This window comes from Alteromonas infernus (assembly GCF_902705815.1).
In genome coordinates this window covers 20,123-34,219 of record NZ_CACSIG010000020.1, presented here as the reverse complement: position 1 = coordinate 34,219, position 14,097 = coordinate 20,123, and the positions used below count along the sequence as shown (strand labels likewise).

The following is a 14,097-nucleotide window of genomic DNA, read 5'->3' as shown; positions in this document are numbered from 1 at the left end:
TTACCCGTTTATTTTACTAGGAGTAGAGTTTGGAGTTTTTGTACGAATACGGTTTGTTTGTTGCCAAAGCAGTAACACTCGTCGTTGCTTTTATCGTGGTTGTATCAACCATTGTCGGTGTGGCAAGTAAGCAGAAGCAGGGGAAAGGCCAACTTGAAATCGTGTCTATTTCTGAACAGTTAAAAGACATAACGAATTATGCAAAGCAGGTACTTTTAGATAAGAACGCGCTTAAAAAACTGGCAAAGGAACAAAAGAAAGAAGCTAAGGCAAAAAATAAGGAAAAGGGCGTAGACGCGAACAAGTCCCGCTTATACGTCATCGACTTTAAAGGCTCGATGGACGCAAACGAAGTTGAACATTTACGCGAAGAAGTTACCGCTATTCTTTGTGTTGCTAATAAAGAGGACGAAGTGTTAGTTCGCCTTGAAAGTGGCGGCGGTGTGGTACACGGGTACGGACTTGCAGCATCACAGCTTCAGCGTATTAAAGAAAAAGGCCTTAAGTTAACTATCGCTGTGGATAAAGTAGCGGCGAGTGGCGGTTATATGATGGCGTGTGTTGCTGATAAATTACTTGCTTCTCAGTTTGCTTATATTGGCAGTATTGGCGTTTTGGCGCAGCTTCCTAACTTCAATAAATTGCTCAAGAAGAATGACATTGAGTTTGAGCAACACACCGCCGGTGAATTTAAACGAACGCTGACGATCTTTGGTGAAAATAACGACGAAGGTCGTGCCAAATTTAAAGAAGAAATTGAAGAAATTCATGTTCTTTTTAAAGACTTTGTTCAAAGCCAACGCCCTGATATGAACATTGACAAAGTCGCTACAGGTGAGTACTGGCCTGGTATCAAAGCTAAGACGCTAGGTTTGGTCGACGAGATAACCACATCAGATGATTATATTCTCTCTCATTATCCAGCACGGGAAATATTTAGCGTTAAATATTCAGTGAAGAAGAACGTCGCTGAAAAGCTAGGTATGTCAGCAGCAAGCGTTGTTGAAAGGGTATTTATGAAATCAATGAGCAAAGCGCGTCACTGGTTTTAACGCAAGCGGTACGTCTGCGCTTTAAGGGCGCACTATGCTGTTTTTTTACGGCTTTTGGGGTGCAGACGTAACGTAATTAATTAACCTACATAAAGATAATAAAAAGAATATGGCACGGCATACTAAAAGCGATATTGTAGATGCGGCAGAGTTTCTGTTTTCTCAAAGCGGGTTTACACAAACCTCCATGCGAGATATTACTGCAAGAGCCGGCGTCAATTTAGCGTCGGTTAACTATCACTTTGGCAGTAAGAAAAACCTTATTCAGGCGGTATTTAAGCGCTACTTTGACCATCTAATGCCGCAAGTACAGTCGTGCTTAGCTGAAATTCAGCCTAGTAAGGGGGCAAAAGGGGTAGAGCAGCTGCTGTATTCACTCATTCCCCCAATGTTAGACTTAAACGAATTGTCGCCTCAGGGCACCGCCACCTTTGTAAAACTTCTTGGCCGCGGGTATAACGAAACCCAAGGCCATTTGCGTAAGTTTATAATGACTGATTATGGTGATTGTATTAGAACACTTGTGAATGCCATTAGGCAGTGTTTGCCAGACTTGCCTGAAGAGGAGTTATTCTGGCGTCTTCATTTTGCAATGGGGAGCTTTGTATTTTCAATGGCATCAAGTCAGGCATTGACAGAGATAGCCGAGTCGGATTTTCACAAGCACGTCAATATCGAAGAGGTGATAAACCACCTTGTTCCGTTTGTTGCACAGGGCTTAGCCGGCAGGTAATCGATATATAACGGTTTTTTTTTGCGAAAAAGCCAAGATTACACCTACAGTTTGTATCTGCCTGTAGGTGTAAAACCAATATACACCGTTAAACATATTTTTAACGGGGTAAAGTGGCTCCTGGTACTTCTGCATTAAGCTTTTCTGCCCAAAAATCTTTCACAGAAAAACCTGACTTTGCTGGACCAGATGCTTTTTTCTTACTCGGTGTAGACGAGGCTTTGGCTTCTTTCTTCGTCGTTGTTTGTGACGACATCGAATCTACCATTTCCTGAAGCTGTGCTAAACGTACATTTTTACCACCATCAACACTGTACCAGCCACTTTTAGCTTCTATGTTAGGTGCTTTGCCGTGGGCTTTTTTATAAGCGTCAGAAAATGCAGCGATTACCGTGTCTTTGTCTAAGTTTGCCATGCTTTTTTGCTCTTTATTTTGTTAAGATGACGAACGAATAATGACTTACCTGAACACCAGATACGCGTTAAACGTAAAGGCAACGTTTACAGCGGAAACCCTAAAGGCGCGGTGCACATATGCAGCGCCTATGTGACAACCAGTATCTCGCGCTTATTTCAGTTAAATAGCAGGTAATTTCATAAACGTTCGCTACATTTTATAGCGTTTTTTAACCTATTTGTCTAACTTTCCACCGGAGGACCTGTGTCTATTAATAACCTTGAGCTGAAAAACTATCTCGATGGCGTTCTAAGGGCGAATGAAATCAGTGACTACTGTCCAAATGGCTTACAGGTAGAGGGCACAGGTAAAATTAAAAAAATTGTTAACTGGTGTTACCGCATCTCAAGCGCTTGTTGACGCAGCGATAGACGCTGACGCAGATGCCATTATCGTTCACCACGGTTATTTTTGGAAAGGTGAGTCGCAGACCATCACGGGTATGAAAAAACGCCGATTGTCCGCTTTACTTGCTAACGATATCAACTTATATGCCTACCACCTTCCTTTGGATGTTCACCCTGAATTTGGCAATAATCGCCAGCTGGCGTCTTTGTTAGGTATTCAAGATATTCATGCAGTTAGCCATGTTAAACCGATTGGCGTAGTGATGCAGGGCACGTTAGAAGATGAAACCGACGGTGTGACGTTGCAATCTACACTTCAGCAAATACTAAAAAGAGATGTGCTATTAGAAGGTCCAACGTCAAAACCCATTACAACACTGGCATGGTGTACCGGCGGTGGTCAGGGTTTTATTGAACAAGCTGTTGAACTTGGTGTCGATGCTTTTATTACCGGAGAAGTATCGGAACAAACTGTCCATACAGCCCGAGAAATGGGAATAACCTTTTTAGCAGCCGGCCACCACGCTACCGAGCGATACGGTGTTAAATCTCTTGGAGAGCATATTGCTGAACACTTCGACGTAACGGTTGAATTTATCGATATTGATAACCCAGCTTAGCTGTAATTGCACAATATGAAGAACGACCATATATTTGACGGCATCGCAGAAAAGTTCGCAAACAACATTTATGGTACAACGAAGGGCAGGCTTAGGCATACTTTGTTGTGTGATGTACTTGCGCCATATTTAGCCCGGCCGTTAAAAGCCATTGAAATTGGTGGAGGAACGGGCGTGATGACTGCGCATATTGCTGCAATGGGTCATGACGTTGTCCTTACCGATGCATCAAGTGATGTTCTATCGAAAGCCGCCCCTTTGCTCAACGCCAGCGATAATATACGAATTCGACATCAGTACTTGCAGGAAATAGATGATTTAGCAGCCTATGATTTAGTGGTTTGCCATGCGGTATTAGAGTGGTTAGATGCCCCCTTCGATGCTATCGACTTTATTCATAAGAATATGAAACGTGGCGCACGCCTTAGCCTGAGGTTTTTTTAATCAAGACGCAAACCTATTTGCAAATGCGATTTACGGTAATTTCGATTACATTGCTAAGGGCATGAAAGCGAAAAAGCAGGTGAGGCTAAACCCAAAACAACCGCTTGGTGCAATGCGAGTTGTAGACTATTGTGAATCTTTGGGGTTTAAGGTGTTAGACAAAGCGGGGATCCGCTGCTTTCACGACTATATGCGGGATATTAGTCATCAAAATAGTAAGTTTGATGAATTATTAGCGCTTGAACGGCAATACCACAAAATGCCGCCGTACCTGTGGTTAGGTAAATACTTCCACCTTATTTTAGAAAAAGGTTAAAGTCGATTGCTACCGCTTAGTATGTTGTCGATGGTTGTATTGGCAATTTCTTCTAGGGCTTCTTCGGTGAAGAAGCCCTGGTGGCCTGTTATCAACACATTAGGAAAAGTGGTTAACCGTTGAAATACGTCATCTTGAATGATTTCTTGGGAATGATCGACAAAGAAGAGTTCAGATTCACGTTCGTATACATCTAGCCCTAAATATCCAATTTTTCTTGATTTTAGGCCCTTTATTATCGCATCGTTATCGACTAAGCCCCCTCGGGACGTGTTAATAAGCATGACACCGTCGGGCATTTGGGCAAGGCTACTTTCGTTGATGATGTGATGACTATGTTCATTAAGTGGGCAATGAAGCGTAACTATCGCGCTCATTGCGAATAGTTCGTCAAGAGAGACATAATGCGCTCCCATTTTCTTTACGCTTACGTCTTCTATAGGGTCAAAACAAAGCACGCGACAGCCAAAGCCTAACAATATCCGTATTACGGCCTTGCCAATTCTGCCGGTGCCGATTACACCTACCGTTTTATTATGTAAAGTAAACCCTATCAACCCGGCAAGGTTAAAATTACCCTCTCTCACGCGATTATACGCTTTATGGGTTTTACGGTTTAATGTCAGTATAAGGGCAAGGGTATGCTCGGCAACGGTTTCAGGGCTATATGCAGGTACACGGCTTACTGAAATGCCTGCTCGGGTAGCAGCATTAACATCAACGTTATTAAAACCTGCACAGCGAAGTGCAATATGCTCTACGTCGGCGTGCTTAAGTGCGTCAATTGTTTCTGCATTTACGTCATCATTAACAAATACCACGACGTCAGAAAAACCTTTACAACTTACCGCCGTTGAAGGGGTTAAAGGGTGTTCAAAGAAAGTGGCTTCTATACGGGGTTGCAGCGTTTTATTACGTTCACAAAGTAAGGCAGTGAAAACCTGTTTTTCATACGGGCGGGTGCTGAAAAACACAACTTTTCTGCTACTTTCACTGTCAGTTTCAATTTTGCTCTGGCTCATAACGCTCCCTCGTAGTATTCGATAAACGCAATTTAAAACATACAGTGAAGCTAGATCATTCGCTATTCCTTTCTAATAGTTCTGCGATATCGCTATCGATGGAAGAGGGCTTTATGGTCGGTGCGTAACGTTTTAATACTTTACCTTCTGCGTTTATAAGAAACTTAGTGAAGTTCCATTTTATTCGCTTAGACCCTAACAGGCCGGGTGCTTCGTTTTTTAATGCCTCAAACAACGGGTTGGCGTCTGGGCCGTTAACGTTAGTTTTTTTAAACAGTGGAAAAGACACACCAAAATTAAGCGTGCAAAATTGTGCAATGTCTTCATCACTTCCCGGCTCTTGGTGTCCGAATTGGTCGCAAGGAAAACCTAATATTTCAAAGCCTTTGTCATGATACTTTTTATAGAGCGCTTCAAGCCCCTCATATTGCGGCGTAAAACCGCACTTGCTGGCAGTATTCACTATAAGCAACACCTTCCCTTTGTATTGTTCCAAGGTGGTTTGCTCGCCGGTATTTAGCGTGAGGGAATGCTGATAGAGTTCCAAAGTCATTTTCCTATATTTTTGTTGTTGTTAAGTCTGTTACTCTTAGGTAAACCAAACATCGTTGATTCTATCTAGAGTATATTTTGTATGAGTAATTTGAAAGTGAGTTTTCTGGGTTTAGGGGTTATGGGCTTTCCAATGGCAGGGCATTTAAGCAATGCAGGCTATTCGGTTAATGTTTATAACCGTACCGTACAAAAAGCCTTAGCCTGGGCAACCCAATATCAAAAGGGTGGGGCAAATGTTGCCGTAAGTGAAACGGTAGCCCATGCATGCGAAGCAGCCGATATCGTATTTATGTGCGTTGGCAATGATAACGATGTAAGAGAAGTGGCCACGCAAGCATTACAAGTAATGAAACCGGGTAGTATACTTGTTGACCACACTACGGCATCTGCCGATATAGCGAGAGAACTGTACGCTGCGTGTAAGGAAAAGAGCGTAGGGTTTCTTGATGCGCCTGTGTCAGGAGGTCAAGCGGGGGCTGAAAACGGCCAGCTAACGATAATGGTAGGGGGCGATGAAGATAAATATAACAAGGTCGAGCCTGTCATGGCTCACTATGCTCGACACAGTCAGCTACTCGGCAAAAGTGGGAGTGGTCAGCTTGCTAAAATGATGAACCAGATTTGTATAGCTGGCATTGTACAGGGCCTCGCCGAAGCCCTACATTTTGGACAAAAAGCGGGGCTGGATTGTAACGCCGTCGTTGATGTAATAAGCAAAGGTGCAGCCCAATCATGGCAAATGGAAAATAGAGCTAGCACCATGTTAAGCAACAGCTTTGATTTCGGCTTTGCAGTAGATTGGATGCGTAAAGATTTGAGTATTGCGCTAGATGAAGCGCGAAAAAACGGTTCTACGCTAGCGCTAACCGCCTTGGTTGATCAGTACTACGCAGATGTACAAAAGCTGGGTGGAGGCCGTTGGGACACGTCGAGCTTACTTACACGGCTGAAATAATTTAAAAGACTACGTCATTGTAAAGGGGCAGCGCTAAAGATATATTTCAGGTGCCCCCTTTTTTGTAATGATGGCTTAAACCCTTATAACCAATAGCTAAAGTGCGTGTTCTTGCGCAAGTAAAACAAGCTGCTCTAAACGGGCCTTGTTTGTCTCGTTTAGCGTCAATGCCGTTACCTTTTCAATAAGCTGCTTGAGCCTATACTTTCGGTATACGCCAATATCAGCCTCAATCATACATTGAAGTAAATTCAGGCCAAAAGCGGCAGTTTGCGGCGAAAGTTGAAAGGCGTCATAAAAGTGTTTCATGGCTTTACTAAATAGCCCTTCAATAAAAAGCTGTGTACCGGTTTCATTAATCGAAACGGCTTGCTGGTGATTAAGACCTAAGCTTTCCCCGCCGGAAAAGATGAGTTCATCGTTCATCACTTGCTCTGATACTGCTTGTAGCTCAGCACTCTTTTGCTTTGCCATTAATAACAGTTCCCGCCTTTCGTTCATCACCCAAGCCGTGATGCACTTTAGCAGCAATAACCAAAACAGACGGTTCAGTACGCAAATAATTATCGACATAGTCACCTTCAAGCAGGTGTGTGGCTTTTTCTACATCGCCGTCAAGGACGGCGGAAAACGCTAAAAGGTAATCGCGTTTTTGCAAGGCTTGCGGGTCTCCTTGGCTTCTTCCTGCAATACCCACCAATTTTCGTGCTTGAGATAAACTTTCTGAACGATTTGTTTCAGGCGATTCTTCTGCAAGGAAAAGATAGAATTCCGCAAGTTCAAAGGTAAAGTCATTAAACCTGTCTTTTGCACTGCGGTGCATAGCGCGTTTCCTTTGTAGCAGATCTATGGCTTCAACAACCTTGTCCTGCTTTTGAAATGCTATTGTTTTCATCTTTGCTGCGGGTAAACTTAACTCGCTAAAGTTGATTTCATCTAAATACTTTTCAACTTGATCATAAGCGTTTTGCTCAAATGAAATGGACGCCAACCATTCGAATGCTTTATCTCGAGCAAGGCTTGAGTTAACCATATCGCCTAAATGGTCTTTGCATTCGGGCCACTGTCCAGACGCATACTGACATTTGACTTTACCCCATTGGGCCCATAAGACTTTGTCTGAACGGGTCAATACATCATCGTAAATACTAAGCGCACGGCGGATTTCTCCGCTTTCAAAAAGAAGTCGGGCGTAAAGCTTTCTTATATCACCAACTAAACGCGGCGGTATGCCATCTTTAATTTTCGCGCGAACAATACTGACTGCGCGTTCTACTTGTTTGTTGTCTAATGCATGCAGTACGTTTTTTACAAAGTCGCGATATGAGAGGTAATGATTGACTTGGCGTGTTAACGACGCAATGGTGTATGGCTTTATTAGTAATACGTCTGGTTGTAAATCCATGACCCGACCAATGGTCTGGGGGGAGCGGTCAGAGGTAAGAAAAATAATGCCGGTACTGGGCCTAATAAAACCCGATTCCCGTAAAATTTGAACCCATTCAACGCCCGATTTTCCTTCGCCTAAATGATAGTCCATTAGCAGTAATTCGAAGTTTTGTTTCTTGAGGGCGGCTTTTAGCTCTACGCCTGATGCAAAACTGCTCACTGATAAATTTGCGATAGACATTAAATGCCCTCGAAGCGCAGTTCGAGCGGTCGCATTGTCCTCTACAATGGCTATTCTAAATTCCACGGTAACCTGACGGGTTATTGTAAAGTAACTAGATTATCAGCAGCAGAATAAAAGTGCATTATTAATAAGGCTAAGATTCCCCCCCAATCGTGCGCACAATTACCTAACTGACTCATCTCGTCACAAAATATTTACGTTATAGATTATAATATTTAAACAAATATTTACCTTTACGTTTACGTAAGGGGTAGGTATTGGGTATGGTTACCGAAAAGTCCAATATATTAAAGGTAAGAAAAATGAACTTTGATTTAACCGATGATCAGTTAGCCTTTGAAGAAACCGCCCGCCAATTTGCTCAACAAGAGCTTGCGCCAAACGCTGCGATGTGGGACAGAGAGCACCACTTTCCCGTTGATGCTATTAAAAAAGCAGGTGAATTGGGTTTTTGTGGATTGTATGCACCAGAAAGTGCCGGAGGCCTTGGCCTATCGAGGCTCGACTCGTCTATTATCTTTGAGCAGCTTTCTATGGGGTGCACCACGACGACAGCAATGTTAACCATACACAATATGGCAACATGGATGATTGCGACGTGGGGTAGCGACGACGTTAAAGATGCATGGTGCGAGCAGTTGGTAACAGGCAATAAACTAGCGTCTTACTGCCTTACCGAGCCAGGCGCAGGTTCAGATGCGGCTTCACTTAAAACTAAAGCTACTAAAGAAAACGGTGGCTACGTACTAAATGGGGCAAAAGTATTTATTTCTGGCGCAGGCAGTACAGATATTTTAGTGGTTATGGCCAGAACAGGTGAAGACGGCCCTAAAGGAGTATCTGCATTTGCCGTTCCTGCGAATACAGACGGTATCGAATATGGAAAAGCAGAAGAAAAAATGGGCTGGAATGCCCAGCCGACCCGCATGATCACCTTTGATAATGTAAAGTTAGATGAAAGTTGGTTATTAGGTGAGGAAGGGCAAGGCTTCAAAATGGCCATGCAAGGCTTAGATGGCGGCCGTATTAATATTGCCACGTGTTCAGTTGGGACTGCGCAGCAAGCGCTGAATGTAGCGCGCGACTACATGAATGAGCGAGAACAGTTTGGTAAACCAATTGCCGGGTTTCAAGCGTTACAATTTAAACTTGCAGATATGGCAACGGAGTTAGTTGCGGCGAGACAAATGGTGCGTATGGCGGCTTGTAAATTAGATAATAATGATGCAGATAAAACTACCTACTGCGCTATGGCTAAACGCTTTGCCACCGACGTAGGCTTTAACGTGTGTAACGACGCGCTTCAATTACACGGCGGTTATGGCTATATAAAAGAGTACCCTCTAGAACGACACTTTAGAGATGTTAGAGTGCATCAGATCCTTGAAGGTACAAATGAGATTATGCGCGTTATTATTGGAAGACGTTTGTTGGCGGATGAACGCAGCGTATTGTAGTGCGCTTTTAGTAGCTATGTTAGACGTGGTTTTAATGGAACGTGTTTATGGTTGTAAACACGAAGAAGGAGGCGAGAAATAACGATGATTAATGCCGATTCAGTTGTAGTGGTTGATGAAATTACTACAGCAAGTAAAGACTACAAAATAGGCCGGTTAACGCTTAATAAACCCAAAGCACTGAATGCGTTAGATTTGGAAATGGCAGGTATAATGCTGGACGCACTTCGGCAATGGCAAGCGCGCAGCGACATTGTCGCTGTTGTCATAGACGCTGCAGGTGAGAAGGCGTTTTGTGCAGGTGGCGATATCGTCTCTATGTATAATTCGATGGTTGAAGCCCATGGAGAGATTCCCGCATTCCTCGAAACCTTCTTTGAAACCGAATACACCCTCGATTACACCATTCATAACTACAACAAGCCTATTATTGTTTGGGGCAGCGGCATTGTCATGGGGGGCGGTATGGGGTTACTTTGTGGCGCCAGCCATCGCGTTGTGACAGAAAATTCTCGTTTGGCGATGCCTGAGATTTCTATCGGGTTGTATCCTGATGTGGGTGGCAGTTACTTTCTTCCCCGTCTTCCCGGTAAATCGGGGTTATTCTTAGGTTTAACCGGCGGTCAAATGAATGCAGCAGATGCTATGTACGTTGGGCTCGCTGATGTAATGGTTAGTAGTGCTGAAAAAGAAAACTTGTTGCAGGGCCTCGTAGATTATGCGTGGAGTGAAACAAGCAGCTCAACCCTTGAAGGCGCAGTAAACACGGTGTTAAGCCGCCTACAAAAGCCTGAAGCGGAAGTGCAAAGCAACATAGGGCCCAACATGCCCCTTATCAATGACTTGTGTAGTGCCAACAATGTGAGCGAGGTTGTAAATGCCATATTGACCGCCAATATGCAGGGCAACAAATGGCTATCTAGAGCGCAAAGCACCTTGGCAAAGGGCTCGCCTATAACGATGCACTTGGTATTCGAACAATGTAAAAAGGGCGCTACTATGTCCTTAGCAGACTGCTTTAGAATGGAGGCTGATATGTCCTGTCGATGCGGCGAAAGTGGTGAGTTCCAAGAAGGGGTAAGGGCGCTGTTAATTGACAAAGATATGACGCCCCAATGGAAATTCAAAAAGGTTGAAGACGTTCCTGAAGCCGAGATAGCGCATTTCTTCACGTCTCCTTGGTCTAAAGAAGCACACCCGTTGGCTGCTTTGTAGTACAAAGCGTACTAAACGCGAGCGGCATCCTGTTCAGGCAGGTTTGTGCATACATAAAGCCGCTACAACCGTGTAAGCGTCATATTTCTATGACTATGCATTAGAAAAGTATGGCGCCAGTCGCACCGCTTATTGCCGTAAAGCTATCGGTTTTGGTATCCTTTACGGCAAATTCAAACACATAAGTACCCATCATGTGGCACTGCCCACTTTGTAAAGCACCGATATCGTTAATAGCCTCTCCAATTCGTTGTCAAAATAGCCACAGCTTCGACAAAGCGAAGTCTGGGTATGTAAATTTGCTCCCTGTTCAGTTCAAAAAGTCGAAAGCGCCTGGTGACGATAAGGAGATGGTTAAAGCGAGACGGGAATTCCATCAGTTAAATGCGTATGGTCCGTTAAAAGAGAAAATGGTGTCGTTGTTGCAACGTTCTCTAAAAGACCTATACGCGGGGCAACCTACTGTTAATGGTCAAGGCGAGCACGGTTGTATCAATATTTTTGACGCAGGTTGCGGTGAGGGGAGTTACCTCGACGCGATAACTCAAGGACTATCGGAACACGGTTTTGATGTGCAAGGTGCAGGAAGTGATATCGCCAAAGTCGCGGTTGAACTAGCGGCTAAAGCGTTCAAACAGGCACAATTTGTGGTGGCAAGTAGCTTTGAACTTCCCCTTGAAACAGATAGTCAGGACGTGATGCTGCAGGTCTTCGCGCCGGGAAGCGACAAAGAATACTTTAGGGTACTTAAAGATAACGGCCTTTTGATCACCGTTGACCCAGCACAAAAGCATCTATTCGAGCTTAAGCAACAGGTTTACGCTAATCCAAGACCGCATGAGCTGAACGATAGTGTAAAGGAAGGGTTTTCTCGTATAGAAAACGAAACTTTTTCATTTCCTATTGCGTTTGAAAGCCGCGAACATGCCCTTGCGTTAATTAAGATGACGCCTTTCTATTGGAAATTACCCAAAGGTAAAATTGATGAAATTGTCGAAGCCCTAAAAAGCGTTACCGCCGATTTTCACATCCAGCTTTGGAAAAAGCACAGTGATGTAGAAGCGTGATGACAAATATAGTTAAATCTGCCCCAGCGACAAAAGCATTGTTTTTAGACCGTGACGGCGTAATAAACATTGACCATGGCTACGTAGGAACGTATGCGGACTTTGAATATATAAACGGCATATTCGATGTCATCAAGCAGTTTCAGTTAAAAGGCTATCAGCCTGTTATTGTAACGAACCAAAGCGGTATTGCCCGAGGGTTTTATACTGAAACTGAGTTCCAATCGCTCATGGAAAGAGTTCAAAAAGACTTTACTGCACACAATATAAATAACATACCTGTGTATTTCTGCCCTCATCATACACAGGGCTCGATATCTCGCTATGCTATTTCCTGCGAATGCAGAAAGCCAGCGCCAGGAATGCTATTAAAAGCTGCAAAAGATTTAAACATAGACCTTTGTAACAGCATACTAATTGGGGACAGCTGGCGTGACATACAAGCCGCTGATGCAGCGGGCCTTAAACAAAGCATATTCTTCAAAAGAGGTCGTCACACCTGAGCAGGCTGAAGGGCTTAGTGAAGGTCACAAAATTAACATCGTTACTTCACTTTCAGAAATTTCGCCACCATAATTCACTGCTTAATCTGGTTACGCGTAACGCATCAAGCATTTGAAATTAAAGAGTTTTTAAAAACATGATATGAAAAGGCTGCAGTAACTTATGTTGCTGCAGCCTTTTTGAATGTTAGTTTTGTGTTGAAAACCGCGAAAGATGCTTAATCGCTTGGCTTAATAAATCAACGTTTAGCGCGTCTTTACTGCGTTTTCCTGTTTCCATATCGCTTATCTCATAGCTGCCGTTACTTAACACATCAGTACGTTTATTATCGTGGAATACGACAATACGTTCGCCTGATGTGCTTACTAGCCACGCTCTAGAAGGGGCTAATAGGCTTTGGCCCGTAGAATAAAAGGTTGCTGGTGCATTACAGCCTAGCGCATTTAAAATGGTCGGCGCTAAGTCTTCAGTGCTGGCTAAATTGGCCTTCAGATTGAGCGTACTGTACAACGCGCCTTTACCTTCCTCACTTCCAAAACCTGTGGCTACGATTACGTCGTGATTGCGTTTAAGCGTATTCTCTACATAACGTGCAATATCATTGCTTTTCATAAACGCAATATGTAGGCCGTCGTGATTATTCGTAATGGGTTGTAAGTACCCAGACAGCTGCGGCAGTGGCAGTGCTTCATCGCTATGAATAGACACAGGCATGCCCGAACCTAACGGAAGCGCAAGAAGAACAGGGCGCTTTTTCGATAACGCGTCTTGATAGATTTCCGGTACGCCAAACAGTGTTGACGTTATTAAGCCTTCAATGCTGCTAGCAGTAGAATAATAATTACTCACTTTATTTAAGCTTTTAGCGCCCACGCTACGTAAATCTACCGACTGCTCGTTGTCTATTTGAACCACTACGGTTAGGTTCTTGTTTGTTTCCACTGAGCAGTAAACCGGTTGTGCTGGATACGTAATGTTGTGAATGTCTGGGCTAAACTGCAGCTGTTTTCGCTCCTCATAGGCCGCGAGGTCAAGAAGCCCGTAACGAGACATAGTCGTCTTAGCCGTAGCAGGATATGAAAGCGGAAACATATTGTCTTGTTTGATTATAGGCTGATAGAGCTTGGCGTCTGCCCATACGTGTATCGCGTGGCTCAGTACAAAGCAGCTTACGAAGAAAGTAGTAACAGGTACGCCGACCTTATAGCGAGTGAAGCGCTCAACTCGCTTCCAAATTGCATTGGCTAGCACTAATTGAAAGCCTAACCACACAATAAACAGCAAGAATAAAAACGCCCACTGTTGCCAGCTTTCAATGGTCATACTTGACTGAGCTTCGCTTCTCAATAAGTCTGCGGCGTGAAAACTAATGTGAAAGCCTGTGCGGTTAAATAGAAGGGCATCGAACGCCAGCAGCGCCAAACCGACAGCGGCAATAATCGAGGCGCTGCCTTTTATAACCCTGGGGTTATTGACCAAATAGCACAGGGGGAGAATAAAAATAACGAAGCCAAAAAAGGTCATAAACCCAATATGACCAAACCAATTGGCTAGTAGATACAAGGTGCCGACACCCGTGCCTGGCATAGGTGAAGAGAAAACAAAAATTGAGGCAATAACAATGGCGATAATAATATTCGCCAAGGCAAACCAGTGCCCCCAATTTACCAGTTTAGTAACACGCTGGCGACGAGGTGATTCGGCAAGTATCATGCAGTCC

The 14,097-nt window shown here is 43.9% G+C and carries 15 protein-coding genes and 1 pseudogene; 10 read left to right on the top strand and 6 right to left on the bottom strand.

Annotation, left to right across the window (positions count from 1 at the left end; translation table 11 throughout):
• Window positions 1-29 precede the first annotated feature (29 nt).
• Complete coding sequence (sohB, locus tag ACX5J7_RS05800; RefSeq protein WP_020743564.1) at window positions 30-1,052, top strand: protease SohB; 1,023 nt, start codon at window positions 30-32, stop codon at window positions 1,050-1,052.
• A 109-nt stretch (window positions 1,053-1,161) separates the two neighbouring features.
• On the top strand, window positions 1,162-1,785 hold the full coding sequence (locus ACX5J7_RS05795) for a TetR/AcrR family transcriptional regulator (RefSeq protein ID WP_462835339.1): 624 nt from the start codon (window positions 1,162-1,164) through the stop codon (window positions 1,783-1,785).
• A 100-nt stretch (window positions 1,786-1,885) separates the two neighbouring features.
• Here the strand turns inward: ACX5J7_RS05795 and ACX5J7_RS05790 are convergent, their stop codons facing one another.
• On the bottom strand, window positions 1,886-2,200 hold the full coding sequence (locus ACX5J7_RS05790; RefSeq protein WP_012518386.1) for a hypothetical protein: 315 nt from the start codon (window positions 2,198-2,200) through the stop codon (window positions 1,886-1,888).
• A gap of 246 nt (window positions 2,201-2,446) precedes the next feature.
• Here ACX5J7_RS05790 and ACX5J7_RS05785 point away from each other — a divergent pair.
• The 3 genes and pseudogenes from ACX5J7_RS05785 to ACX5J7_RS05775 all read left to right on the top strand — a co-directional run bounded on the left by ACX5J7_RS05785 (window position 2,447) and on the right by ACX5J7_RS05775 (window position 3,969).
• Window positions 2,447-3,209: pseudogene (locus ACX5J7_RS05785) on the top strand (Nif3-like dinuclear metal center hexameric protein).
• Between the two features lie 15 nt (window positions 3,210-3,224).
• Window positions 3,225-3,653 (top strand): methyltransferase, encoded by a 429-nt coding sequence (locus ACX5J7_RS05780; protein ID WP_498706415.1) that lies wholly within the window; start codon window positions 3,225-3,227, stop codon window positions 3,651-3,653.
• 61 nt (window positions 3,654-3,714) lie between these two features.
• A complete protein-coding gene (locus ACX5J7_RS05775) occupies window positions 3,715-3,969 on the top strand; it encodes a hypothetical protein (protein WP_498706413.1) in 255 nt (84 codons plus the stop codon).
• On the opposite strand, the gene ACX5J7_RS05770 is transcribed toward ACX5J7_RS05775, so the two are convergent.
• Window positions 3,966-4,991: a 2-hydroxyacid dehydrogenase gene (locus tag ACX5J7_RS05770; RefSeq protein ID WP_071951527.1), complete on the bottom strand. Its 1,026-nt coding sequence runs from the start codon at window positions 4,989-4,991 to the stop codon at window positions 3,966-3,968. The genes ACX5J7_RS05775 and ACX5J7_RS05770 overlap by 4 nt on opposite strands.
• A 55-nt stretch (window positions 4,992-5,046) precedes the next feature.
• Window positions 5,047-5,538 (bottom strand): glutathione peroxidase, encoded by a 492-nt coding sequence (locus ACX5J7_RS05765; protein ID WP_071951528.1) that lies wholly within the window; start codon window positions 5,536-5,538, stop codon window positions 5,047-5,049.
• 87 nt (window positions 5,539-5,625) lie between these two features.
• On the opposite strand from ACX5J7_RS05765, the gene ACX5J7_RS05760 reads away from it, so the two are divergent.
• Window positions 5,626-6,501: an NAD(P)-dependent oxidoreductase gene (locus ACX5J7_RS05760; protein ID WP_015067229.1), complete on the top strand. Its 876-nt coding sequence runs from the start codon at window positions 5,626-5,628 to the stop codon at window positions 6,499-6,501.
• A gap of 96 nt (window positions 6,502-6,597) precedes the next feature.
• Here ACX5J7_RS05760 and ACX5J7_RS05755 read toward each other — a convergent pair whose 3' ends face one another.
• Both ACX5J7_RS05755 and ACX5J7_RS05750 read right to left on the bottom strand, forming a co-directional pair.
• Window positions 6,598-6,975, bottom strand: a complete 378-nt coding sequence (locus tag ACX5J7_RS05755) for a hypothetical protein (RefSeq protein ID WP_498706410.1) — start codon at window positions 6,973-6,975, stop codon at window positions 6,598-6,600.
• Window positions 6,953-8,197: a response regulator gene (locus ACX5J7_RS05750; RefSeq protein ID WP_498706408.1), complete on the bottom strand. Its 1,245-nt coding sequence runs from the start codon at window positions 8,195-8,197 to the stop codon at window positions 6,953-6,955. Before ACX5J7_RS05750 ends, ACX5J7_RS05755 begins: the two co-directional genes overlap by 23 nt.
• Window positions 8,198-8,436: 239 nt before the next feature.
• Here ACX5J7_RS05750 and ACX5J7_RS05745 point away from each other — a divergent pair, with 239 nt between their 5' ends.
• The 4 genes from ACX5J7_RS05745 (at window position 8,437) to ACX5J7_RS05730 (ending at window position 12,376) form a co-directional block, all read left to right on the top strand.
• On the top strand, window positions 8,437-9,591 hold the full coding sequence (locus ACX5J7_RS05745; RefSeq protein ID WP_012518393.1) for an acyl-CoA dehydrogenase family protein: 1,155 nt from the start codon (window positions 8,437-8,439) through the stop codon (window positions 9,589-9,591).
• 84 nt (window positions 9,592-9,675) lie between these two features.
• Complete coding sequence (locus ACX5J7_RS05740) at window positions 9,676-10,806, top strand: enoyl-CoA hydratase/isomerase family protein (protein WP_278383993.1); 1,131 nt, start codon at window positions 9,676-9,678, stop codon at window positions 10,804-10,806.
• A gap of 194 nt (window positions 10,807-11,000) precedes the next feature.
• A complete protein-coding gene (locus tag ACX5J7_RS05735) occupies window positions 11,001-11,873 on the top strand; it encodes a putative RNA methyltransferase (protein ID WP_287149114.1) in 873 nt (290 codons plus the stop codon).
• Window positions 11,873-12,376, top strand: a complete 504-nt coding sequence (locus tag ACX5J7_RS05730) for a D-glycero-alpha-D-manno-heptose-1,7-bisphosphate 7-phosphatase (RefSeq protein WP_498706405.1) — start codon at window positions 11,873-11,875, stop codon at window positions 12,374-12,376. Before ACX5J7_RS05735 ends, ACX5J7_RS05730 begins: the two co-directional genes overlap by 1 nt.
• 187 nt (window positions 12,377-12,563) lie before the next feature.
• On the opposite strand, the gene ACX5J7_RS05725 is transcribed toward ACX5J7_RS05730, so the two are convergent.
• Window positions 12,564-14,090 (bottom strand): DUF3413 domain-containing protein, encoded by a 1,527-nt coding sequence (locus ACX5J7_RS05725; RefSeq protein WP_071951533.1) that lies wholly within the window; start codon window positions 14,088-14,090, stop codon window positions 12,564-12,566.
• Window positions 14,091-14,097 lie beyond the last annotated feature (7 nt).